Genomic DNA, 24,566 nt, shown 5'->3' with positions numbered 1-24,566 from the left:
AAAGTGCGCGACGGCGCCCGCCCGAACCACGGGCGGGCGCCGTCGCGCAGGCGGTCCGCGTCACGTTCTCGATCACCTGGCCTGCCATCCATGCGGCCCGGAGCTCGACGCCCCGGACTCCGGCAGGTCAGCCGACCGGTGGGGCCGTCCAGGAGAACCGGATCAGCTCCCGCTCGGTGGCGGCGAGGTGGGCGGTCACGGCCAGCCAGGCCCAGGCGTACCGGTCCGGATCGGGATCGGTGAGCCGACCGAACACGTCCCGGCCGCGCCGGCCGGACTCGTCGGCGAGCGTGGTGGCCACCGCGGCGGCGGTCGTGAAGCCGGCGCGGCGCAGCGGACCGGCCAGCCCGGTGCCCTCGCCGCGGGCCGCCTCGGCGACGGCGCGGCGACCGCCGGAGACGGCCAGCTCCACCAGCCGGCGAACCCGCCACAACGGGGACTCCGCAACCGCGTCGGCGCCGACGGCGAGAACCGGTTCGGTCATCGTGGCCTGGTCGCGCGGTGGTAGGTGGCCGCCCTGGATCTCGTCGTAGCCGAGGTCCGCCCGGCCGTGCCAGTCTGCCGGCAGCCGCAGCGTCGTGACGGCGCCGGGCACCGGGCCGACCGCGAGCGGGTGCAGCGTGCTGGCGCGGTCCGGATCGAGCCGGCCGACCACCCGGATCCGCAGGCCCGGCCGGGAGGCGAGCCGCCGCAGGTTGGCCAGGTGGGCCAGCATCGGATGGGAGTTGACCGGCACCAGCCGGATCACCGGCCCGTCCGGTACCGGCGCCCGGTCCGGCCCGGCGTCGGTGCCGGGGGCCAACTCGCGGGCCAGCACCTGGTCACCGACGGCACCCACCACCATCAGGTCACAACCGACCAGCGCGGTCCCGGCCCGGACCGGGTCCTCCGGGTCGTCGGCGGCGAGTTGGGCGGTCACCACCTCGGCGAGCGGGCGGGCGAACAGGTCCGCCAGCGGTCCGCTGGACCAGTCGATCCCGGCGAGCATGGTGGCCCGGACCCCCTTGCCGGCACCGAGCCGGCCGTCCGGGGAGACGGTGGTGCCGCTGATCCGCAGGCCGCCGCGGGCCAGCACCGCGTGGTTGACCGCGACCGCGCCCATCTCGGTGACCGCCCGGGCGCAGTCCCGTGCCCGGTCCGGGCCGCCCGGCTTCACGTCACTGAAGGAGAGCCGGCGCCCGTCGGCGGCGACCAGGTGGGTTACCACCCCGGCGTACCCGGTCGCGCTGATCACCGGTTCCCGGCAGACGCCGTGGACCTCCAGCGTGCCGTCCGGCTGGTAGGCCCGGCGAAGGATGCCGACCAGCGCCGGATCGGGATCGCCGGCGGCCAGCCGGCCGGCCACGTACAGCAGGTCGTGCAGCACCTCGACCAGCTCGGCCAACCGGTGGCCGGCCTGTCGTCCCCGGTGCGCGCGCAGGCCACGCACCGCGCGCAGCGCGGCGCTCTCGGCCCGCGGCAGACCGGCCAGCCGGGCGCTGTGGGCGGCCCGCAGCAGTTCGGCCTGGGGAACCGCGCCGGCGGCCGGCGCACCGGCCGCGAGCACCGCGGCGGCTGCCCGCCACAGCGCGCCGGCGGCGGCCCGCTGCGCCTTCGTCGGTGCCGTGCCCCGGCCGGCACGACCGGCGTCCGCGCCAGCCGACTTTCCGGTTCCCCCGGTCCGGCTGGTGGTCGCGCCGGTTTGGTCCGTAGTGGCCGAAGCGGCGGTGGACGCCGGATCGGGGTGGGTGGCCGGATCGGCGACCGGGCAGGCAACCAGGACCGCGGTCCGGTGCAGGCAGCGGGGCGCCAGCAGGCAGCTGCACCGCGCCTGGTCCGGTTCGGTGACCGCGCCGGTCGGTCCAGGGCTCAGGGTGACCAGGGCCTCGGCACCGCAGTCGACCGACACGCCGCCGTCGACCCGACCGACGGGTACACCGGCCAGCCGTTCGACGGTGGCGTCCAGTCGCTTGTGCAGCCGAGGTGGCAGGGCCGCCACCGCCGCGGTGGCGACCCCCGGCAGCACCGGCGGCAACCGGTCGGTCTGCACGGCGGTGGGTGTGCTGTCCGTCAACGTGATCCTCCGCGGATGCGGTCGCCCACCCAGCGGGCGAGTTCGAGCGGGCTGAGAGCGGCGACCGGCATCCCGGCCGCGACGAGCTGCTCGGCGACCGGTACCGAATAGCAGGGCGCTCCCCTGTCGTTCAGCGCGGCGCAGCCGAGCAGGTGCACACCGGAGCTGGCCAGCGTGCGGACCTCGCCGAGCAGCCCGGCCAGCGGATAGCCCTCCTCGAAGTCGCTGACCACCGCCACGATGGTGCGGCTCGGCACGGTCACCAGCGAGCGGGCGTGGGCCAGCCCGGCGGCGATGTGCGTACCGCCGCCGACACGCACCTCCAGCAGCAGCGACAACGGATCGTCGACCCGGTCGGTCAGGTCGACCACCTCGGTGGAGAAGGCGAGGAAGTGGGTCGACAGGGTCGGTACCCCGCCCAGCACGGCGGCCGTCAACGCCGACCACACCACCGACGCCTCCATCGAGCCGGACACGTCGACCACCAGCACCAGCCGCCAGTCGGCCTCCTTGCGGGTCCGGGTGTTGAAGACCGGACGTTCCGGCACCACCACCGTCCGGCCGTCGCCGAGCCGCCGGGTGTGCTGCAGGTTCGCCCGCAGCGTACGGGCGAGGTTGATCCGGCCGCCGGGACGGTGGGTCGGACGCGGGTTGGTCAGCCCGGTCAGCGCCGGACGCACCTGGGTGGCCAACTGCTTTGTCAGTTCCTCGACCAGCCGCCGGACCAGTGGCCGCAGCTTGGCCAGGTGCCCCTCCGGCAGACCACCGGCCAGGGACAACACCGAGGTCAGCAGCTCCATCGAGGGGCGTACCGCGGCCGGGTCGAGTTCGGTGAGCACGTCGGTACGGCCGTTCTCGGCCGCCCGGGCGATGACCTCCTCGCGTACCGCGGTGCCGAACAGCGCCTCGAGTTCGTCGGCCCACTCGCGCGCGGTCGGGAAGGAGACTTCCTGGCCACCGCCGGCCGCCTGGCCGAGGTCGGTGGCGCCCTCGCCCTGGCCCGCCCCGTACAGCTCGTCCAAGGCGCGGGCGTAGCGGCGGGCGTCGGCCGGCAACCGGTCGGGTTGGCGGCCGAGCAGCAGCCGCCACCGGTCGGTGGGGGTGAGCTGGTCACTCGGCGTATCCGGCACGGATTCGACGTCGGCGGAGCCGGTCGGCGAGTCCGGCCCGGTCTCGCCCGCGGCGGAGCCGTCCGGCGTGCCGAGGATCGGTATGTCGCGGGCGATCAGGGCGGCCCGACCGGCCAGGTCGGCGGCGGTCCAGCGGGCCAGCAGCTCGGGCGGGGCGGACAGGGCCAGATCGAGCCGGTCGCCCAGCCGCTCGGCAACGGTGTCCAGCAGCCGACCCCGGGCCGCCGGGGTGAGCACGTCGAACCCGCCACGCAGCGCCGGCAGCCGGTCCAGGAACTCGGGGTCGGTGAGCCGCTCGATCCGCTCCAGCAGCGGGTCCAGCGCGGCCGGGGCGGACTGCAGCAGCGGGTGCGTCGCGGTGAGCAGACCTCCGAGCAGCCGGTGCAGGTGGCGCCGGGTGTCCGGTCCGGTCGCCGCGTCGATCCAACCGGCCACCCGGGTGCCCAGGACCTCCGTCGGAGTCAGGTCGAGCAGCACCCGGGCGGCCAGAGCGGCGCCCTGGATCAGCGGCGAACCGGCCCGGGCCAGGTAGCCGAGCGCCTCGTCCAGGCGCAGGCCGATCCGATCCTCGCCGGCCCGGACCGCGAGGGCCACCAGCGCGGCGGCGTCGGCTGCGGCGTCGCTGCCGGCCAGGCCGGGCAGCCCGCGGACCGCCGCGTCCAGCAGCACGACGGCCAGCTCGGCCGCACGGGCCCGGCCATCGGCGGTGGTACCGGGCAGGTGTTCCCGGCGCAGCGCCTCCAGCAGGTCCAGTGCGGCCAGCAGGTCGGGCAGCGTGCCGGTGCCCGGCAGCACCGTGGTGGCCAGTTCGAGCCGGTCGGTGACCAGCTCGGGCAGGTCGCAACGGGCAGCGTCGCGTAGCCCGGTGAGCAGCTGCCCGGCGGTGGGGCCACCGTCGGCGGCCTCCCGGCGGAACCGCTCCCGCAGGGTGCCGGCCGCGGCCAGCGCCGCAGTCACCCCGCGTACGCCGACCAGGTCCAGCCGGGCCGCCACGGACGGCGTCCAGGCCAGTTGCCAGCGGGCGGTCAGGGCGGCAGCATCGCCGGTGCCGGAGACCGCGATCGACTCGCCGTAGCCGACGCCGCAGAGTTGCAGGCGTTGCAGCAGGATCTCCCGTCGCCCGTCCAGCTCGGTACGCAGTGGGTCCAGCCGGACCTCGCGGGACTTCGGGCTGTCCGGGTTGGGCAGCCGCAGCGCGGTGAGTTCCGCCTCGACCGCGGGACCGAGGCCGGACCGCGGCGTGCCGGGGGCGATCCGGCCCCGTTCGGCGCCCACCAGCACGGTCTCCAGCGCCCTGGCCAGCGCACGGCCACGGCCGAGCAGTTCACCCTGGCCGAGCACGGTGGTCACCGCCTCCAGCACCTCGCCCCGGCCGGGGGCGGGCAGGTCCCGCAGCCGGGCCAGGTCGCCGGCCAGCCGTACCGTCTCGGCGGCCTCGCCGGTGCCGGCGGTGTGCCCGGCCGAGCGGAGTTCCCGGCACAGGTCGGTGACCGCCCGGGCGGCGGCGGCCCGGATCCGTTCCGGGTCGCCGGCAGCGGTGAAGACGGACTGCTGCCAGCGCGGGTCGCGGATCCCGGCCGGATAGCCGGACCGGGAGTCGAGCAGGTCGAACGCGTACGGCACCAGCGAGGTGACCGCCGTGCTGCCGCCCTTGGTGGCCGGCCCGTGGGTCGTCACGGACCGGACCGGACCCGTCGGGGTGGCGTCGCCGGCCCCGTTGACCGTCCGGGCGGGGCCGGCGACGGTCGACGAGGCGGCGAGCAGGGCCGGGGCGTGGAAGGCGCCGATGACGGCGGCGACCCGCCGGCCGTCTGCGCCGGCCTCGGCCAGCACCCGGCGCATGTGCCGCTCGCGGGCCAGGTCCCGGGCCGGTATGCCGTCACCGCCGGCGCTGTCGGTACGCATCGCCCAGCCGACGCCGAGGGCGGCCCGACGGACCGCCTCGGGCGGGCTGCCCGGAGCGCGTACCTCGACCACCCGGTCCCACAGGTCGTCGCCGTCCCGGCCGGTGCCGCTGGCCCTCAGGGCTGCGGCGTAGCCGGACCGGCGCAGGCCGGGCACCGGCTCACCGGCGTCCGGGGCGCAACCGGCGGTCGGCTCGGAGTCGGCAGTCGGCCCGGAACCAGCAGCCGGGTCGGAGTCGGCGGCTGGGTCGGTGGTCCAGCCGGAGTCGGCCAGCGGCAGGTCGCAGCAGACCACCTCGACGCCGCGCTGCCGGGCCCAGCGGATCGCGGCCAGTTCGGGGGAGAAGTCGGCGAACGGATAGAAGCCCATCGGCCCGTCCGCGCCGTGGCTGCCGACCAGGGCCAGCGGGGCCCGGGCGGCCGGGTCGGACAGGTACGGCAGCCAGCGCTGGAAGTCGGCCGGCAGCTCGATACAGACCACCTCGGCCGCGGCGGCGTCGAGCAGCGCCGGGACCACCGCCGCCAGGGCCGGGCTGTGGTGCCGCACCCCGATCAGGTACGGCCGGACCGCACCGGCGAGCGTGTCGACCACGGCTCGCGGGTCGACCGGCGTCGAATCAGCCGTCGACGGGCCGGCGCCCACCGGACCGGCCGTACCGGTCGACGTGCTGGCGATGGTCGTCACCGGAGGCTCTCCCGCAGGTCCCAGAGCCGGCGCCACATCGCCGAGCCGTCCTCGGCGCGGCGGCGGACCGGGCCGTCCCAGTAGCCGAGCAGCCGCGCGTGGTCGTTCTGATCGTCCTTGCGGACCACGCCGAGCAGGTGCCCGGGCACCAGGTCGAGCGCGTCCCCGCCGGGCAGGTACGCGGCGGCCAGGCCGAGCGACGCCGCCACCTGCACCGCCTCGGCGGTGGACATGACCGTGCCGGGCCGTTCCACGTCCCAACCCTCGCCCGACCGGCCGGAACGCAGGTCACGGAACACGGTGACCAGGGCGTCCAGCACCGCGTCGTCCACGGTGTACGCCGCGCCGGCACGCTGCACGGCGGCGGTGGCCTGCCGACGGACCAGGTCGGTCTCGGTGTCCACGTCCGAGATCGGGTGGATGGTCTCGAAGTTGAACCGGCGCTTGAGGGCCGAGGACATCTCCGAAACGCCCCGGTCCCGCAGGTTGGCGGTGGCGATCACGGTGAACCCGGGCACCGCGCGGATCAGGCCACCCTCGGTGCCGCTCAGCTCCGGCACGTTCATCCGCCGGTCGGACAGGATGGACACCAGCGCGTCCTGCACCTCGGGCAGGCAGCGGGTGACCTCCTCGATCCGGACCACCCGGCCGGTGCGCATCGCGGTCAGCACCGGCGAGTCGACCAGCGCCTGCGGGGTCGGGCCCTGGGCGAGCAGCAGGGCGTAGTTCCAGCCGTACCGGAAGGCATCCTCGGTGGTGCCGGCGGTGCCCTGCACGGTCAGCGCGCTGGTGCCGCTGACCGCGGCTGCCAGCAGCTCGGACAGCATGGACTTGGCGGTGCCGGGTTCGCCGACCAGCAGCAGGCCCCGCTCACCGGCCAGGGTGACCACGCACCGCTCGACCAGGCTCCGCTCACCGACGAACTTCGCCGGGATGGTCATGCTGGCCGGCAGTTCGGTGCCGTCCGGGCCGGTACGCCGGTCGGCGGGCAGCTTCAACGCCTCGCCCTCGCTGCCCTGGATGAAGGTGACCACGGCGCGCGGGGTCAGCGCCCAGCCCGGCGGCCGGGCCCCGTCGTCGTACCCGGCCAGGAAGGCCAGCTCGTCGGCGTACCGCTGCTCGGCGGAGAGAACCTGGGCGGCGGTCTCCGATGCCGCGGTGGGGCGGACGTGTTCCGTCACGGTCACTGATATTCCTCGATCTCTCTCTGGTTCGGATGGGTGTTCGGCACAGAGGTCAGCGGCGGGTGCCACGGGTGGGCAGGTTGTCGAACCGGGGCCGGTCCCCGTCGCGAAGGCGTTGCCAGGCCCGTCGGTAGAGGTCGGCGGGCGGTTCGAACGGCACCGTCACGCCGAGCCCGGCCGTACCGTCGGGTGCGAGGTCGAACAGGGTGACCTTCCAGCCCTCGATCGGTGCCTGCCCGCTGCCTCGTTCCAGCCAGGGGCCGGGCAGGAACAGCGACCGGCCGGACCGGGACCGGCTGGCCTCGACGACCAGGTCGGTGCCGGCGAGTTCGGCGCGGGCCGCCTTCAGCCGGGCCGGCTTCCAGCCGGTCCACTTCGCCGTGTTGCGGTCGGTCGGGTCCGGCATCGCCAGCAGCATCAGGTACACCGCCGCCGCGTCGGCGCCCAGGCCGTGCTCCCCGGCCATCTCGGCGACCAGGTCGGGCACCGACCGGGTCGGGTCCTGCGGCCACCAGGTCCCGTCCGTCGCCCGTGCACCGCCGCCCGGCTCCCCCGGATCGCCGAGCAGCGCCGCGAACCGTGGGTCGCGGACCAGGCGCAGCGCCACCTCCATCGGGTACGGCTTGGCCGCGTCTGACCGCAGCGCCGGCAGGTACGGGTCCGTCCCGTCGGCGTCGAGCAGGTCCGGCCGCAGCGCGGGCGAGGGCTGGCTGTCCTGGGTGGCCAGAACGATGGCGCCGTACCGTTCCCAGCCCGGGCCGGTCTCCGACGGGTTGCCCGCCACCTGGCGGAACGCGGGCAGGGAGACGTACTGGTTGAGGTCGAGCAGCAGGCCGGGGTTGGCCAGCCGGTCCCGGATCACGGCCAGCGCGGCCGGCAGCACGGCCCGGCACGGGTCGCCGGCTGGCGTGTGGTGGGCGACCCAGGCCGCCAGGGCGACCGTGGAGCGCAGCACCTCACCGGTGAACCCCGCCGTCTGGCCGTCGACCTGCCGGGCCCGGTCGCCTCTGATCTCAAAGGCCAGGTCGGTGCTCAGCGCGACCGAACGGGCGGGGTCGAGCAGCGCCGGCAATGCCTTCGCGGGTTCCCAGCCGGTCCGGATCGCCCGCACCGCGTCGGCGAACAAGTGTTCGGGCACCACCACCCGGCGTCCCACCGCGGCATTCCAGACCGCCGCCGCGGCGGCGACGTCCGGACCTTCGGTCCACAACCGGGCCGGGTCGTCCGGCAGCAGCGCCGAGACCGCGGCCAGCCGGACCGCCGGACTGGCCTCGTACAGTATTTCGTAGGCCAGGTTGACCTCGCGGGCCTGCTTGATTCCGAGCGCCTTGCGCAATTCGGTCGGCGCGTCTTTCATCGAGTTCCCGTACAGAAGGCCGGCCAGCAGCAGCTTCCCGGCGGTGGGGGTGACGCCGGTCAGCTCGGCGAACCGCTCGGCCGCTTCCGGCCGCCAGGCGAGCGGGCCGCGCGCGGCCCGCTCGGTGAGGAAACCGGCCAGCCAGCCGACCGGCCGTTCGTCACCGACCGGCGCCGAGGACCGCACCGTGTACGGCTCGGGCACGGCGAACACGCCGGCCGGGTCGTGGTACAGCGCGTCGAAGAAGTAGCCGGTGCCCGTGCCGCTGGGGTTGAGGACGGCGATGAACGCCCCGTCGGGCAACGGCAGGATGCCCGGCCCGGGGTACCGGCGCGTGCCGTCGGGGTTGTACAGGTCGTCGTCCAGCAGGTGCAGGGAGAGCCTGCGCCACCGGGCCGGTTCGGCCATCGCGCTCAGGCCGAGCCGATCCAGCTCGGTGAGCAGGTCGCACAGCGTCTCCCGGTGTTCGTCCGGGGTGACCGCCACGACGGCCCGGTAGGCGACGGCCGCGACAGCGCCGAGCAGGTGCCACCAGTCCAGAGCGGCCGGCAGCGGCGGCCCGTCGAGGTGCAGCCGTACGGAGGGTTCGCCGCGGGTGGTGGCGGAGCGTTGGGCGGCGATCGCCTTCAACTGGGTGAAGGCGTGGGGCGAGTTGCCCGCCCTGCGGGCCGAGTACAGACCGTTCAGCGCCAGGTTGAGCTGCTCGTCGGTGGGTCCGGTCGCGGTGGCCGCCGGCGCCACCGCCGCCGGGGCGGACAACGACCTGGTGAGCCGCTCGGCCACCGCGTCCAGGTCGGTGCGCACCCGGGCGGCCAGACGCAGCACCCCGGCCACCCCGGCCAGCACCGCGTCGTGGCTGACCACCGGCAACGTCGAGCGGACCAGCTCGACCAACGCGTCCTTGTCGTCTTCGTCGGCGGTGGCGCCGGTGGTGGCTGCTCCGGAGCCGGAGGTGCCAGCCGGTGCGCCGACCATGGACGCCGGGACCGCGACGGGAAGGCCGGTGATGGCCTGGGTGGCCGCAGTCAACCGGGTTCGGGTCGCCGCTGGGGCTGCGGCCCGCGCGGCCGCTTCGGCCAGGACGGCGCGGCGTTCGTCGAGGGCGCCCTTGAACAGCACGGCGGCGGTGTCCCGGTCCAACCGGCGCAGGGCCGTGGAGCCGGCCGGGTCCCGGGGCAGCATGTTGCCGAGAAACTTCTGTCCCGGCAGCGGGATCGTGGCGGAGGTGTCGTCCCGGCTGGAGGACGGTCCGGCGGCCGATGTCACCCCGTCCGGGTCGACCAGGACGAAACCCTTGAGCACGGCCCGCGGCCGGTCGTCGCCGGGCAGCACCAGCGCCGCGATCGGTTCCTGTCCCGGAGCCACGGTGACGGTACGACCGGCCAGGTCCTCGCCGCGTACCGAACCGTCCGGCAGGGTGACCACCCGCCAGCCGAGCAGACCGTCCACCGGAGCGGCAGCCGGGGTGGCCCGGTCGGACAGGGCCGGCCGCAGCCAGCTGGCCGACTCCTGGAGGCGGCTTCCGCCCACCGGGAGGTCGGCCAGGAACCGGGGCAGGCTGCGCCGGCCGTGGGTGTTGCTGGCCGGGTCGTACTCGCGCCAGCCGTGGTCGCCGCCCTCCTCGCCGGAGCGGTAGACCCAGTGGGAGGTGCCGTCGGTGATGACCGGCAGTTCCGCCGGGACAGCGGTGTCACCGGCGTGCAGCACGCCGTCACCGGTGGTCCGCCCGCCGCCGGCCAGCGGCAGGGTGATCACGTTCCGGCGCGGCTGGCTGCCGTGGCGACGGCCGTTGATGGCCTGCGGCTCGCCGGGCGACGTGTGCCAGTAGCCGCACAGGTCGTAACCGAACGCCTTGGAACGCCAGTAGACCAGCAGCTGGCCGTCGACGTAGTGGTAGCCGGGCTGGCCCCACATGTCGCCGGCCGGGATGCGCAGGTCGTGACGGAGCACGATGCCCTCGGCGCCGAGCACTCGCACCGTGGTCGGCCCACCCAGGATCACGTACGGCCAGGCTTCCTGCCAGGTCAGCTCGACCCGGTGGTCGCCGTCGGTCACCTCCTGCCAGGCCAGTTCCCAGTCCGGCCAGCCCAGCTCGTCGACGATTCCGCCACGCAGGCTGCGGGTGACGCGCTCGGCGAGGTCGATCTCGAAGACCTGCCTGAGCTCATCGCCTTGACCGGGATCACCGGCCCCGTCGAGGTCGCCGGAGACCAGGCGCAGCGCCTCGACCGGGAGCCTGCCCAGCCAGTCCGCCGACTTCCGCAGGTGCGGCAGCCCGGTGGCGAACCGGTCGCGGATCCGGGCCCGCAGCCAGTCGGTCAGCAACGGCCGGATGCCCGGCGTCACGGCCAGCCGGCGAAGGGCCTGCTGCTGGTCGTCGAGCTGGTCGAGGCCCCGGCGCAGGGCCCCGGTGAACCGGTCGTCGCCGGCCACGGCGAGCAACTCCCGCGCTCCCCCAACGCTGACCCAGTGCGCCAGGTCCAGGATGTCGAGCTTCTTCGGCGGGGTCACCGGCAGGTCGAGGGCAAGCAGCAGGTCGAGAAGGTCCAGGTCATCGGCGGCGGCGAGGATCTCGCCGCTGTCGGTCAGTTCGGCGCGCAGCCGTTCGGCCATCTGCTCGACGAGCGGATACAGCTGCGACAGCGGCCTGCGGCGGTGGCCGGAGTTGGCCCGGCTCACGAAGCGGCGCAGCCACCCGACGGAGCCGTCCTGCGGGCGGGCCGTGTCCGGCACCTCCGGGTCGTGAAGCCCGGCGAGGGCACCGGTGTCGGTCAACAGGGCCAGCCACGTGACCAGGTTGTCCCGGTCGGTGGGCATCAGGTCGAGCAGGCTGCCGCGGATAGCCGGGTCGCGGCCCGCCAGCGCCGTCACCGCTGGCAGGTGCGCCTTCCACCAGCCGGCCGGTGCCTCGGCGGCCAGCGGCAGCCGGAGCAGCTCGGCAAGGTAGGCCGCCTCACGGTCGGCGACGGCGGCGGCGCCCGCCTTGCCAGCGGCCTTGGTGGCGGTCCGGACCAACCGGTTCACCGCGGTGGCCGACTGTGTGGAGGGAACCACTCCGGCGTTCGCGGCCCGCAGCGCCAGCCGGCTGAACCGCTCCAGCGCCTCGTCGGCCGGCAACTGGGCGGACAGCTCTTTCGCGTGGCCGGCCAACGCGGTCGCGGAGACCACCTTGGCCGCCGCGAACTCCACGTAGACCTCGTCCAGCCGGTTCAGGTCGACCGGCAGGCCGTGCTGCGCCTCCGCCTTGCGCGCCTTGTTGAAAAGCTGCGTCGCATAGGCGTCCTGCCCGGCGGCCAGGAACACCCGCGCCGCCTGCTCGAAGAACGTCGGCAGGAAGTGCGGCAGCGTACGGGCGAACCGGTCGGCGAGACCCTGGTGCCCGTCCAGGGCGGCCTTCGGCCGCGACCGAACCTGCTTGGCCAGTTTCTGCAATTCCGGCACCACCGCCAACGCGTGCCGGCCGTCCGCCGGATGGTGCACCAGCACCCACTCCGGGAAGGCCAACGGGCGGCGCGGGCCCAGCCCGACGACAGCCGGCTCGGCTCCCGGTGTCAGGCCGAGGAACCCGACGGCGATGTCCTCACCCTCGCCCAGGGCGGCGTCGACCAGGCGGACCACCAGCCGGTCGTCGAGGGCCGGATGCCGGTAGGCGCGGACGGTGAGGGGTACCGCCCGGTCGCCGACCCCGGCGGTGTCGGCCGGCAGCACCGCGCCCGCGGCCAGCAGGCTCTCGGCCGAGTCCTCGCCCGACATGGTCGTCATCCCGGTCACGCCTTCTCCCCCGTTCCGGTCACGGCGCCGGACAGGGCCGTCGCCATCCGCATTCCTTCCGACCAGGCCACCGGCCCGACCTCGGTCAACCGCAGCGTCGGTCCCTCAACGACCGACCAGGAGAGGGTGCCCAGAGTCGCCTCGGAGTCCCAGTAGTCCTCGTCGAACCACATGGCGGCCTCGATCGTGCGTCCGGCCTCCCAGACCCGGCACCTGACCTGCGAGCCGGAGACCCGGAAGCCGAGCGTGCCGGCCCGGGCGGCCAGCCGGTTGGGGACCGTGGTGCCGCGGAAGTCGGTGATCGTGGTGTCGCGGTCCTTCAGGTTGGCGGGCCTGCCCCAGGTGCCCCGGTGCAGTTGCTCGACCCGCTGGGTGACGTCCAGTTCGTCGGCGAACTCGCGCAGGTCGGCCAGGTCGGGCAGGCGCACCGGGTGGGGCAGCGTGGCGCTGACCGGCGAGAGCCGGACGGTGTCCCCCTCCAGGTTGACCACCCGCAGGTCGCCGGTGTCGGTGATGTCCCGCAGGAAGCCCGGTTCGGCCGGGTCGTCCCCGAGCACCACGAGGTCGCGCAGCGCGTCCTGCCAGGCCGGGTCCGGCCAGACCCGGGCCAGCAGCCCGGTCGGCACCGGCAGCGAGGACACCACCCAGGCGTCGACCCGGGCCAGGCATTCAGCGGTGTGCCGGTCCAGCCACTGGGCGAGTTGGCGCAACCGGTCCACCTCGGGATCGTCGCGCAGCGCCTTCGGCAACGTCTTCAGTGGACGGCCGGTGGCCCGCGAGCCGGTGGACCGGGCCGCCACCTTTCCGTCCACGAGAGAGATCTCGTACGAGTCTCCCACCGGTAGCCAGCCCATCAAGAACACCCTCCGCAGTGGCGAATCAGCCAGATTTCGTGAGGAATCGGCCGCGATCGACCAACGCAGGGCACGCTAACAGTAACGACCGACACGACAGGCACCGTCGGCGGGCGGCGGTGGGCGCACCGGGGCCGGGGCTGGCGGGACGAGAAGGACCGGACCTGCGGGAGTCGCAGGTCCGGCCAGTCCGAGTGCACCGCGAATGACCGGGCGAGGCCCGAAGGGAGGCAAGATCGTGACCTGGGTCACACCTGGGCGGTCGAAGGCCAGGTGCCCTGATTCCATGCATACAGCCTTGAGCGGGTGATCCGCACTGCGTGGGGCGGTGGTGGTCGCCGAGCCGGTCCGTGGGCGAGATGGCCGTATGACGCTGTCGAGCTGAGTCGTCTGTGACATCAGCGGTTTCTGGGCCGCTGTGGCACCAGACGGCGGTGAATCGTCTGCGACATCAGCGCAGCGATGTTCTGCCCCGCTGACTCAACATCAGAACCAGTGGACAACCCGATCGACGTTCAATGACGAGGCCCTAGATCAGACCGCCGAGCCACAGGCCGAACGCGGCCAGCACCAGGCTCGCGCCGAGGCTGCCGAGCACGTTGAAGGCCTCGACGGCGGCGTTCTTGCGCAGCAGTCCCAGCGTGTGCCACTCCTCGGTGGAGAAGGTGGTGTAGGCGCCGAGGAAGCCGACCCCGGCGATCGTGGCGAAGTCCTGCGCCCCACCAGCGGCGTTCTTCGCGGCATAGCCGGTGACGATGCCGAGGACAAAGGCACCGGAGACATTGATCAGGAAGGTGCTCGCCGGGAAGGCTCTGCTGGATCCGGTGACCCGCGCCTTCCACCACGGCTTCACCAGCGCGTCAACGCCGGCGCGGCTCAGCGCTCCGAGCCCGCCGGCCAGGAACACCCCGATTCCCACCCACATCACGCTCGCCTGCCCGTCGGACGCCCCACCCGGAGTTCCGCGAGACGGGCACCGAGTGCCGCGGTGATCACTCCCCCGAAGATGCTCAGGACGAGGTAGGCGATGCCCACCCCACTGCGCCGCGCTCCGATCAGTTGATCGGCCTCGACGATGAAGTGCGACCAGGTCGTGAAGCCGCCGATGACACCGGTCGAGAGGAACGGCTTGCCCCACGGCCCCGGCAGCCGGTGCGCCGCGAGCAGCGTCATCACGGCGCCGAGGGCGAAGGCGCCGACCAAGTTGATCACGAAGGTGACCCAGGGGAAGTCCGGCGGCGTGGACGGGGCGAGATTCAGCCCCAGGACGTACCGCAGGGTGGCACCGATGCCGCCACCGACGATGATCGCTAGGACTGTCACGCACCTATTAGCCCACCTGCGCCCTGCGTACCCGCGCAGGTCGGGAAGGCCTCACCCGTACGGCTGAGGCCCCACCCGGGCTTGGTCATCGAACAGCGCCTGCGTGGCGGTGTGGACACTGAGAATCCGATCGCCCGATTGTCCGCTCGGCTGCCAGTTGATACAACGAACCACGTCGCTATCCGGCGAGGGGGGCTGGTGACCAAGCCGCGTCAAGACGGTCTCGCGAACTCGATCATCTTCTCCGCGTTCAAGCTGCTGTTCCCGAGCTCCGCCGATCGGATCGACGCGATCCGCGACATCAGTTCCGCCATCTCGGGCCTCGACCAGAACAGCCGGGCGGCCCGAGCCCTGCCGCGGCGCCTGGAGGAGGCTGCCGACCACATCGCCCTGCGCCTCGAACGAATCGAGGCGGTCGAGTTCCCCTCGCTCGACGAAGCGGAGCGCGACCTCGCGGTGGAGGGCGTCGTCGCGTCGTTGAAGAAGGCCAATCCCACGATGGAGGGCTTTGTCCGGGGCGCTGTCACGGAGGAGGTCTTGTACGACCAGCTGCGTCCAGCCGCACGGCACGCGTGGCGGCAGGCAGATCTCGGCGAAGCCGCCATCCGGTATGGCGACATCTTTCTCCGCGAGGCGTGCGCATACGTCGTCGGCATGGTCCGCGACCTGCCCGGCTTCGACAGCGAGGTGGTCTGGGAAACCTACATCACCACTCGCAAGCTCGACTTCATGCTCGATGCGGCGATTGCCAACATCGTCCTGCCCCAGTACCGTGCCGACGCGTTGCCGGAGGAGAGCCGGCTGGAGGCCGCATACCGCACGGACATCGTCACGGAGTACAAGTACTCCGAGCTGATCGGCCTCAATCTCCCGGCCGAGCTGCGTCGACAGCCGGTGCGCGTCGCGTACATGCGGCTACGTTCGACGCCGCCGCACGCGCCGTCGGACACCCACAGGAGCGCCGAGGCCACTGACCGTGACCCCCTGAAGGTCGATGCGACACTGGGCCGCGCGGTCAAGGCAGTCATGGCACGTGGCACCGATGGCGTCCGCATCCTGCTCACCGGCATCGCGGGATCGGGCAAGACGACGATCACCCAGTGGCTCGCGATCACGCTCGCCGAGCAGCGGCTCCCCGTGACGCTCTCGCACCTGCAGGACTGCGTGCCGATCGTCGTCCAACTGCGCCACGTGCACAGCGGCGGCACCCGGCCGTCGTACGAGAGCATGGTCCGGGCTTCGGCGCATCGGGGCAAAGCGGAGTTGGTCAGCTGGATCCAGAAGAAACTCGATGCCGGCCGCGCCATCGTCATCTTCGATGGGCTCGACGAGTTGGCGCCGCATGACGTCACCTCGACGATGGCGTGGATGGAGAAGGTCGTCGAGGCCCATCCCGCCGCCCACTACGTCGTCACGTCCCGGCCCGACAACGTCGACTACGCACGGTTCGCGGCGCACGGGTTCCAGCAGCTGGGTCTGCTCGAGACCACGCCGGACGAGGCTCAGGAGTGTGTACGCCGGTGGTTCAAGGCGTTGATCAGCGCGAGTTCACCCGAGGACCGGACCAAGTACGTCGAGCGGCGCGACCACCTGCTAGCTGACCTGCGCACCAACCGCAACGTCATCGACCTGGGCAAGACCCCGCTGCTGTGCGCGATGCTGAGCGCCCTCTACGCCAACCGGCTCTCCGGCGCGGCGCCTGACAGCCGTGTCGACCTGTACGACCAGGTGGTCACGACCCTCGTCGACCTCCGCGAGCGGGGCAAACAGGTGCCGCAGGGCGACTTCCAGTTGGCGTCCCGGGAGAAGCTGCTGCTGTTGCAGTCGCTCGCCGCCTTCATGACCGTCCGATCGAAGGCGACGATTCGCCTCCGGCCGTTGGCGCAGCTCATCGAGTTCGGCGGCAGGTTCGACGCACGAATCGCCGACAACATCACCGAGCCGACCGCGCTGGAGGTGCTCGACGCCGAACTGAGGGGCATGGTCGCCGTCCGCATGTCCGGCGGTGAGGTGCTCGACCACTTCCTCGACCGCAGCGTGGTGTTCCAACGCGTCGGCAACAATCAGGGCCACTTCGTGCACCGATCGATCCAGGAGTTCCTGACCGGCCGGGCGTTCGGCTACCGCGGCGACGTCGAGGGGCTGCTACGCAACGTCGAGTCCCAGGACTGGCACCGGGTGCTGGCCTTCGCCGCGGGGACCGCCGGGCAGCGGGACTTCGCGACGAGGCTCGTCCGGCGGCTGCTGGCGGCGGCCAGGCCCGATGCCGCCCCGCACCGCGAGATCCTTCTCCTGGTCGCGGAGTGCGTCACCGCCGCCGGGCAGGTCGACCCCGAGGTCGCGGCCGCGGCCCGCCAGGCGGTGTCGGCGGTACTGCCACCGCGCTCGGTGGCGGAAGCCGAACTGCTGCCCGGCCTCGGTGAGGCGTTGCTGCCGTGGCTCGACGTCCGCGACGACATGTCGGCGGCGGTGGTCGAGGCATGCGTCTCCGCGGCGGCCCAGATCGGCGGACCGGAGGCGTTGAACACGATCGCGCGGCACAGCCAGTCGGCGCGAGGTCGCGAGGTCGCCCAGGTGTTCGTGGACAACTGGGGCTACTTCGAACCGTCCGCTTACGCCGCCAAGGTGCTGCGAAACGTCGACCTTTCCCAACGGCTGGTGCCGCTGGGCACGGCGGAACAGGTAACCGCAGCCGCATCCATCCCCACCCTGCAATCGGCCCGGGTGGAGGCCGACCTCGGCCGGCCCGACCTGTCGTTCGTCTTGCCGCTGCGCGGTTTGCGTGATCTCGACGCCCAGCGACTGCCGAGCCTGCGGTCCGCGGCCGGCATCGTGCCGCTGACCCGACTCCGGCGACTCAATCTCAGCCGCAACCCGCACCTCGCCGAGATCTCCGCCATCGCCGATCTACCGGCACTGCGCGAGCTGTACCTCGTCGAGTGCCCGGAGATCGTCGACCTCCGGCCGGTCGGCGGGCTTCCCGGGCTGCGGGTCCTCTGCGTCGACGGCGCCATCGGGGTGGCGGACTTCTCCGTGGTCGCCGGGCTGTCGACGCTCACCACGCTGTCGATCACGGACTGCAATCTCGGATCGCTCGACATCTGCGCCGGCCTGCCGGAACTGCGCACCCTGCGGGCTCGGACCGTCAAGGGTGTCACCGACGCGGCCGGGATCGCCACCTGCGGCGGGCTGCGGCGCCTCGAGCTGCGTCTGGCCGACGGCGTGGCGCTCCCGGAGCTGCCGCCAGGCCTGACGTCGGTGCGCTTGTCGGGCCATACGACCTCAGCGGCCCTCACCCGGCTGGCTTCGCTGCGCGAACTGCGGCAGCTCGCCATCGATGGCGCGGCGGAGCTGGACTCGATCGCGCTGATCGGCTCGCTGCCCCGCCTCGCCGACCTGCGCGTCACCGGTGCCACCAACCTGCGGACGGCAGCCGCCCTGCGGGAGTGCCGGTCGATCGAGAAACTGGACCTGAGCGGCGCCGGAATCTGGAACCTCGACTTCCTTGAGGGGTTACGAAACCTGCGCCGGGTCACGCTCGACCGGTGCACCTCACTCACCGACATCTCCGGGCTCTACGGCCTGCCGAAGCTCGAGCACGTCAGCATGACCGGCGGCGTGCACGGCGTGTCGGACGAGGCGGTCACGCAGTTGCTGCGGGCGACCCCGGCACCGCTGTCGGTCGACCACGACCCGTTCCCGGATCTCTACGACCAGCCGTACGACCCGTCAGATTTCGACACCGGGTAGGGGCCGTGACGAGGAGCTTCAGGGCTGGATCGGTACCCTCCCCATCCCGCTCGGGCGCTGCGGATCCAGCAGGCGTACCCCCTCGCGTTCTTCGATCTGCACCTGCGGGGGCGGCGGGGCATCTGCTCGACGGCCCGAGCGCGCCCCTCCCAGAGGTGAAGTTCATTCCACGAGGTGATGGGCCGCGGCGCGGCACTCAGCCCCGCGCCGTGGCCCGGCCGGGCTTGGTCGAGGTCACCGGCGGGACAGCGCTCCCTCTGGTACTGCCACCACCATGCAGTTGCCTAGGATGGGCGACTATGGATAGGCATGCCGGCACCCCGAGGCCGATCACCCGTTACGGCACCCCGGTCCTGCACCGCCGGTGCGCCCCGGTGACCGTGTTCGACGACGCGCTCGCCGCACTCGTCGACGACATGTTCGCCAGCATGTACGCGGCCAACGGGGTGGGCCTGGCCGCCAACCAGATCGGTGTCGATGCCCGGATCTTCGTCGTGGACTGCCCCGATGCCACCGGCGCCCACACCGTCACCCACGTGATCAACCCGGTGCTTCACCTGCCTGAGCAGCGGGAACTGGTGATCGACTCCGAGGGATGCCTGTCCGTGCCGGGGCAGCACGCCGACCTGGCCCGGTCCGGCACCGCCGCCGTCACCGGGGTCGATCTGCACGGCGAGCCGATCCGCCTGGACGGCACCGGCACCCTCGCCCGCTGCTTCCAGCACGAGGTCGACCACCTCGACGGCCTCGCCTACGTCGACCGGCTTCCCGTCAAGCAGCGCAAGCAGATCCTGGCCGCCAGCGCCGAACACCCCGGCGTCGGCGCCGGGATCGAGCAGGACACCCAGCTGTGACGGTTGTCCGAGAGGTGGTACGCCATGGTTGAGTTTTACGTCGCCCTCACGGGCGACGACGCATGGCCTGGCACGGCGGAGCGACCGTTCGCCACGATCACCCGGGCCCGCGAGGCGGCCAGGGCGGCGGACGGCGATGTCGTGGTCAATCTCAGAGCCGGCACCCACTCACTGACCGCGCCCTTCAAGTTGACCGGCGCCGACTCCGGCCGGCACGGGCACCGGATCGTGTACCAGGCTTACGGCTATGGGCTCGAGTCCCAGGAGGAGGTAGTCATCAGCGGCGGCCGTGAGGTCACCGGTTGGCGAGTCGATGATGGCGTATGGCTGGCCGAGGTGGGCGACCTGGACACCCGCCAACTTCACGTGGCTGGCCGCAGGGTCGAACGCGCCGGCATCGACGGCCTGCCGGGCTCAGCGACGGCAACCGCGACCGGTTACCTCCTCGGCAGCGCCGGTCCGCTGGGCTGGCACAGCCCCGCCGACGTCGAGTTCGTCTATCGGGGTGTCTACCCCTGGACCGAGGCCCGCTGCGCCGTCGCCACGGTGACCGGCGACGGCCCGGTCACGATCACCATGGTCCAACCGGCCTTCGGCTGGGCCGTCGACCTGTACAACTCCGCATACGAGGGCCAGACCACCAACGGCCCCGGCCTGCCTTCCCGCGTGGAGAACGACGCCTCGTTCCTCACCGAGCCCGGCACCTTCGTCCTCGACCGCTCACGCCCCGGCAAGCACGTCCTGCGCTATCTGCCCCGCGAGGGCGAGCATCCGGAACAAACCAGGGTGGTCGCCCCGGTCCTGGAGACACTGCTCCACGCCGAGGGTACGTGTGATGTCAGCTTCCGCGGCCTGGTCTTCGCTGACGCCACCTGGCTGCGGCCCGGCCGCGAGCGGGGATTCCTGCACTACCACGGGAACGACTTCTACGAGGGGGGTCCGATCGACCAGGTCGCCTTCGACGAAGGGGCCTGGGTCATGGTCCCGGCTGAATCATCCACAATTCCCGCCTGCGTCCAGTTCGACGACAGCGCCCGGGTGGAGATCGAGGGGTGCCGCTTCACCCGGATGGGCGCGACCGGTGCCGGATTCTCGCGCGGCTCAAACCTGACGGTACGCGGCTGCGACTTCGACACGCTGTCGGCCTCGGCCATCACGGTCACCGATGCCACCGCGGTCCTGATCGAGGACAACCGCGTCCACCACATCGGACTGGAGTACTCCGGCTCCCCCGGCATCGCGATCACGGATACCCGTAGCTGCACGGTCGCGCACAACGAGGTCACCGACGTGCCGCACTGTGGCATTGTCGCCGGGCCAGGCGAGCGGACCCGCATCCTGCACAACCTCACCGCCCGCACCATGGGCGTACTGGCTGACGGGGGTGGCGTCTACCTGTCCGGACCCCAGGGCAGCTCATCCGACAACGGCGCGGTGATCAGAGGCAACCTCATCACCGACACCCGCACGCCGTACAACTTCGGGCTCTACACCGACTACGGCGCGACGTGGGTCACCGTCGAGGAGAACATCGTCCTCCGCGCGGACAGCACCTCCGTCCTGACCGTCTCGCCGCCGCTGGAGAACGTGGTCTATCGGAACAACTTCTGGGACGCCGACCCCATCGGCGCCGCGGACCCACCCCCAGGGGTCACGTACCAGGGCAACACCACGTTCACCGACGAGGACGAACTGGAGGCCGCAACGGCAACCCTCCAGGCCCGGGCAGGGCTGCTACACCCACGCCGGTGATCTTCGCGACCTACGACCAGACGCTCAGCCTCATTCTCTCCCCCAGTGGCCACCTCGGATCCACCCTCGGAGCCGATCAGGAGGTGCTGGTCACACCACCGGGATGTCGTGCACCCGGGCGCTCACCACGAGGGTCCTCGTCTGCGTGCCGTGGGCGTTGCGGACCGTCAGCAGGTACGTGTGCTTCTGGATGTCGCCCCCGCCGCCGGAACAGGGAAAGTTGAAAGCCTCGCTGCCGGCCGCCGGGTAGTCGTCGGCGTACACGCCGGGGCCGTCGATCGAAAGGGCGACGGAGTCGACGTTGCTGGCCTTCCACTCGACGAGGACCGGGGTCCCGGCGATCGGGTTGATGTTGGTCCCGGCCGGGCAGGACGGCTTGTGGGCGACCCGGAAGTAGGCGATGGTGGGACCGCTCGACTTCGTCCCGGACTGACTGCCGCTGCTGCCGGTGCCGCCGCCGGTCGAGCCACCGCCCTTCGAGCCACCGCCAGTCGGCCCGGTGTTGGAGCCACCGGGGGCACTGGTCGTCGCGGTGCCGGAGCCACCGCGAGCGTTGGTCGTCGCGACGGCGCCCGGTGCCGAAGCCGCGTCATCGGGAGCCTCGGTCACCGTCGTCGACGCGGTGGACTCCGTGGAACTCGTCGCGGACGTGCAGCCGCTGGCCGCGAGCACGACGACCAGGGCGACGGCGGCGGGGCGGCGCAGGGCTCGAACGGACATGACCACTCCTTCGGGGGGCCACCGGCTGGGTGTGGGGCGGCTGGAACCCAAGGTAGGCGCGCCCAGCAACAGACGTAAACCTGTGCAATGGTGGTGATGACCGTCCTCGTCCTCATCAGACAGGGCGGCGCGCACCAGCCGGGCGGGATGGACAAGACAGTGACGGGCCTCTGGCCAGGCTCCTGTGAAGTCACGAACGCCGGTCCGGTGAGTGCACGAGAAGTCCTCCCAGCCCAGCCGAGATATTCCGTTGGCTGTCAGCGCACCTTGGCGTGCCGTTCCGGCCGCGCGGTGGTGGCCAGTTTCGACCTGGGTCGGTCGGCGTCGGGATGACGTAGGTCGTCGAAGATCACGAGCGCCTCGCGCCACGCCGAGCGCGCGCCGGCGAGGTCACCGGCGGCGCGTCGGCTGTCGCCGAGGTTGTCCAGCACCTCCGCCTCGTCGTACCGGTCGCCGAGTTCCCGGTGCAGCGCGAGGGCTCTGCGGTAACAGTCCGCGGCCTGCGCGTGTTCGCCACGCCCGTGGTGGACGTAGCCGAGACTGTCCCAGGTCAGGGCCGCGCCGTGCCGGTCGCCGGTCCGCTCGTGCAGGCGCAGTGCGGACCGGCAGCAGCGCAGCGCCGGCCCGTGCTCGCCGACCCGGGCGTGCAGCCAGCCAAGGTTGTTGAGGGCCTTGGCCTGCCCGACCTGGTCGCCGGTGGCCCAGTAGAGGCAGAGGGCCCGCCGTGTCTCTTCGAGCGCCGCCCGGTGCCTGCCCTGTCGGGCCAACACCCAGCTCACCCCCAGGTGAGTGTGTGCCTGGCCGGTGTCGTCACCGATCTCGCGGTAGAGCTCGAGCACCCGTTTGTAGTGCCCGCGGGCGGCCGGGTGGTCGCCGAGCCAGGTACACGTGATCGCCAGCCCTCGGTGCGCCGTGGCCTGCCCGGACAGGTCATCGCAACGACGCGCAGCCGCCAGCGCGGTCCGGTGTGCGGCGGCCAGTTCGAGCCAGTGCCCACTGCGGTCGAGGTACGTGGTGAGGGCGGCTGCCAGCATCCAGGCATGCTGGTCCAGACCGGTGCCCGCAGCCTGCTCCACGGCGGCGAGCAGGACGTGGCGCTCGGCGGCGAACCAGTCGATCGCCCAGGCGTGGTCTGGACGGTCGCCCACCGTCACCCCCGGTTCCGGCTGCGGCAACGCCGCCGGACGGGCCAGTCGGTACGGGTCGAGGAGGTGGTCCGCCGCGTACGTCGCATGCAGGTAGTGGTCGAGCATCCGCCGTCGGGCCGCCCCGCGCTCGGCGTCTGGTTCGCCCCGCTGACAGAGTTCAGAGGCATAGCAGCGGAGCAGGTCGTGCATGGCGTACCGCCCGGGGCTCCACTCGGTCAGCAGGTGCGCCCGGACCAGCCCGGTCAGTAGCGGCTCGACCTGAGCCTGCGGTAGGCCCGCCAGGCTGGCCACCGCCGGCCGCGCGACGTCGGGACCGGGGTGCAGCCCGAGGAGCCGGAAGAGTCGGGCGGATGCGGCGTCCAACACTCGGTAGGACCAGGAGAAGACCGCCCGTACGTCCGTCGCGGGGTCGCCGGTCTCCAGCGCCGCCAGACGGTCCGGGCGGGTATGGCGCAGTTCCGCGGCCAGGCCGGCCAGCGGCATCTCCCGGTGGTGCACGGCTCGGGCCGCCACAATGGCCAACGCCAGGGGAAGGCCGGCGCAGCAGCGCACAACCTCGTCGACGGCCGCCGCCTCGACAGCGGCACGGACCGGGCCGAGCCGGCGGGTCAGCAGGTCCCGGGACTCCTGGGGAGACAGCAGGTCCACAGTCACCGGATGGGCCCCGTCGCTCACGACCAGCCCGGTGAGCCGGTTGCGACTGGTCACCACGACCAGGCTGCCCGGCGCTCCCGGCAGCAGGGGCCGGACCTGCGCGTCGTCGCGGGCGTTGTCGAGCAGCATCAGCACCCGCCGGTTGGCCAGCAGAGTCCGGAGCAGGGCCGCCTGCCCGGCCACGTCAGTGGGCACCCGCTGGGGCGGTACGTGCAGCGCGTCCAGGAAACCGCGGAGTGCCTCTCCTGGTGTCACGGCCCGGCCGTCCAGGTCGAACCCGCGCAGGTTGACGTAGAGCTGACCGTCCGGATAGTGGGCTGCGACTCGGCGCGCCCAGTGCACCGCCAGGGTGGTCTTGCCCACCCCGGCCGTACCGGCGATGGCGGAGATGACCACCGCCTGGGCGGTCCCGGCGCCGGTGGGGTCGGCGGGCAACAGAGCGTCCAGCTCGCGAAGCGCCGCCGTCCGGCCCGTGAACCAGGCGGGATCAGCGGGGAGCTGCGCGGGTGGCGGTCCCACCGGCGCGGGCGCGGGCGGCGACGTGACGACCGCCGGGGCGGCCGGCAGGGCCAGCGGTGTCCCACGTAGCACCCGCAGGTGGGCAGCGGCCAGCTCGGGTCCCGGTTCCACTCCCAACTCCTCGACGAGTCGGATCCGGGTCGCCTCGAAGAGGCGCAGCGCGGCCGCCTGCTGGCCCCCACCGGCGAGGGCGAGCAGGTAACCGGCCACCAACGTCTCCCGCAGGGGATGGTCGGTCACCAACGGGCGCAGGGTCTGCGCGACCTCGGCGAAGCGGCCGAGGCCGAGCTCCACAGCGGCCAGCCGTTCGTGGGCGGCCAGGCGTCGCTCGTCCAGGCCCGCCGCTGCGGTGGCGACGAATGCCCCGGCGGCGCCGCTCAGCGCCGGCCCACGCCACAACGTCAGGCCGCTGCGCAGCAGCCGCGCCGCCTCATCCGGCCTTCCGGCCGCCTCCTCGATGCGGGCCTTCTCGACTGCCATCTCGAACTCGGTCAGGTCCAGCGCCGATCCGTGCACCGCGAGCCGGTATCCGCTGCCCTGCGTGACCAACAGGTCAGCCGCTCCCTCGGCCCGTAGTGCCGTCCTGATGCGGCAGACACCCACCTGCACCTGGGTCCGGGCGCTGGCGGGCGGGTCGTCCGCCCAGAGCGCCGCCACGAGGTGATCGACGGAGACCAGCCGGTCGGCGTCGAGCAGCAGCAGCGCGAGCACCGCGCGTTGCTGGGGCCGCCCGATGGGAAGGACCCGATCCCGGACAGCGACCTGGACCGGACCGAGGACGGACCACCGCATGACGTTCCCTTACCGGTCGTGACCTGACGATCGAATTCTATGGACGGATCGGACGGGGCGGCTTACGGCAAGCGGTCGGATAGCGGACGACAAAGCTCGGCGCCCAGGCTTCTCCA

General features: G+C 72.8%; 12 protein-coding genes. 3 read left to right on the top strand and 9 right to left on the bottom strand.

What is annotated here, in order from left to right:
* Positions 1-127: 127 nt before the first annotated feature.
* The 7 genes from GA0070608_RS33565 to crcB all read right to left on the bottom strand — a co-directional run bounded on the left by GA0070608_RS33565 (position 128) and on the right by crcB (position 14,261).
* Positions 128-2,053 (bottom strand): hypothetical protein, encoded by a 1,926-nt coding sequence (locus tag GA0070608_RS33565; RefSeq protein ID WP_245715869.1) that lies wholly within the window; start codon positions 2,051-2,053, stop codon positions 128-130.
* The gene (locus GA0070608_RS33560) at positions 2,050-5,772 is read right to left on the bottom strand and encodes a vWA domain-containing protein (protein ID WP_245715868.1); all 3,723 of its coding nucleotides are present in this window, start codon (positions 5,770-5,772) and stop codon (positions 2,050-2,052) included. The genes GA0070608_RS33565 and GA0070608_RS33560 overlap by 4 nt, the downstream gene beginning before the upstream one ends.
* Complete coding sequence (locus GA0070608_RS21370; RefSeq protein WP_176733788.1) at positions 5,769-6,959, bottom strand: ATP-binding protein; 1,191 nt, start codon at positions 6,957-6,959, stop codon at positions 5,769-5,771. Before GA0070608_RS21370 ends, GA0070608_RS33560 begins: the two co-directional genes overlap by 4 nt.
* A 49-nt stretch (positions 6,960-7,008) precedes the next feature.
* Positions 7,009-12,084, bottom strand: coding sequence for a hypothetical protein (locus GA0070608_RS21365; protein WP_218107549.1), 5,076 nt, complete (start codon positions 12,082-12,084; stop codon positions 7,009-7,011).
* Positions 12,081-12,938, bottom strand: a complete 858-nt coding sequence (locus GA0070608_RS21360) for a DUF4132 domain-containing protein (RefSeq protein ID WP_091630316.1) — start codon at positions 12,936-12,938, stop codon at positions 12,081-12,083. The genes GA0070608_RS21365 and GA0070608_RS21360 overlap by 4 nt, the downstream gene beginning before the upstream one ends.
* A 529-nt stretch (positions 12,939-13,467) precedes the next feature.
* A complete protein-coding gene (locus tag GA0070608_RS21355; RefSeq protein ID WP_176733787.1) occupies positions 13,468-13,857 on the bottom strand; it encodes a fluoride efflux transporter FluC in 390 nt (129 codons plus the stop codon).
* 5 nt (positions 13,858-13,862) lie between these two features.
* On the bottom strand, positions 13,863-14,261 hold the full coding sequence (gene crcB / locus GA0070608_RS21350; RefSeq protein WP_176733786.1) for a fluoride efflux transporter CrcB: 399 nt from the start codon (positions 14,259-14,261) through the stop codon (positions 13,863-13,865).
* A gap of 198 nt (positions 14,262-14,459) precedes the next feature.
* On the opposite strand from crcB, the gene GA0070608_RS21345 reads away from it, so the two are divergent.
* From GA0070608_RS21345 to GA0070608_RS21335, 3 genes are all read left to right on the top strand, one after another.
* The gene (locus GA0070608_RS21345) at positions 14,460-18,011 is read left to right on the top strand and encodes an NACHT N-terminal Helical domain 1-containing protein (RefSeq protein WP_091630313.1); all 3,552 of its coding nucleotides are present in this window, start codon (positions 14,460-14,462) and stop codon (positions 18,009-18,011) included.
* Positions 18,012-18,310: 299 nt separating this feature from the next.
* Positions 18,311-18,865: a peptide deformylase gene (def, locus tag GA0070608_RS21340; protein WP_091635708.1), complete on the top strand. Its 555-nt coding sequence runs from the start codon at positions 18,311-18,313 to the stop codon at positions 18,863-18,865.
* Between the two features lie 24 nt (positions 18,866-18,889).
* On the top strand, positions 18,890-20,617 hold the full coding sequence (locus GA0070608_RS21335) for a right-handed parallel beta-helix repeat-containing protein (RefSeq protein ID WP_091630312.1): 1,728 nt from the start codon (positions 18,890-18,892) through the stop codon (positions 20,615-20,617).
* 90 nt (positions 20,618-20,707) lie between these two features.
* Here GA0070608_RS21335 and GA0070608_RS21330 read toward each other — a convergent pair whose 3' ends face one another.
* Positions 20,708-21,337 carry a hypothetical protein gene (locus GA0070608_RS21330; protein WP_091630311.1) on the bottom strand — a complete coding sequence of 210 codons (630 nt, stop codon included), beginning with the start codon at positions 21,335-21,337 and terminating at the stop codon, positions 20,708-20,710.
* A gap of 257 nt (positions 21,338-21,594) precedes the next feature.
* Positions 21,595-24,450 carry an AfsR/SARP family transcriptional regulator gene (locus GA0070608_RS21325; protein WP_091630310.1) on the bottom strand — a complete coding sequence of 952 codons (2,856 nt, stop codon included), beginning with the start codon at positions 24,448-24,450 and terminating at the stop codon, positions 21,595-21,597.
* Positions 24,451-24,566: the final 116 nt, after the last annotated feature.

Origin of the sequence: Micromonospora peucetia, assembly GCF_900091625.1 — a bacterium.
Taxonomy (GTDB): Bacteria; Actinomycetota; Actinomycetes; order Mycobacteriales; family Micromonosporaceae; genus Micromonospora; species Micromonospora peucetia.
The sequence above is the reverse complement of the archived record's forward strand: the minus strand, read 5'-3'. Positions and strand labels throughout refer to the sequence as shown.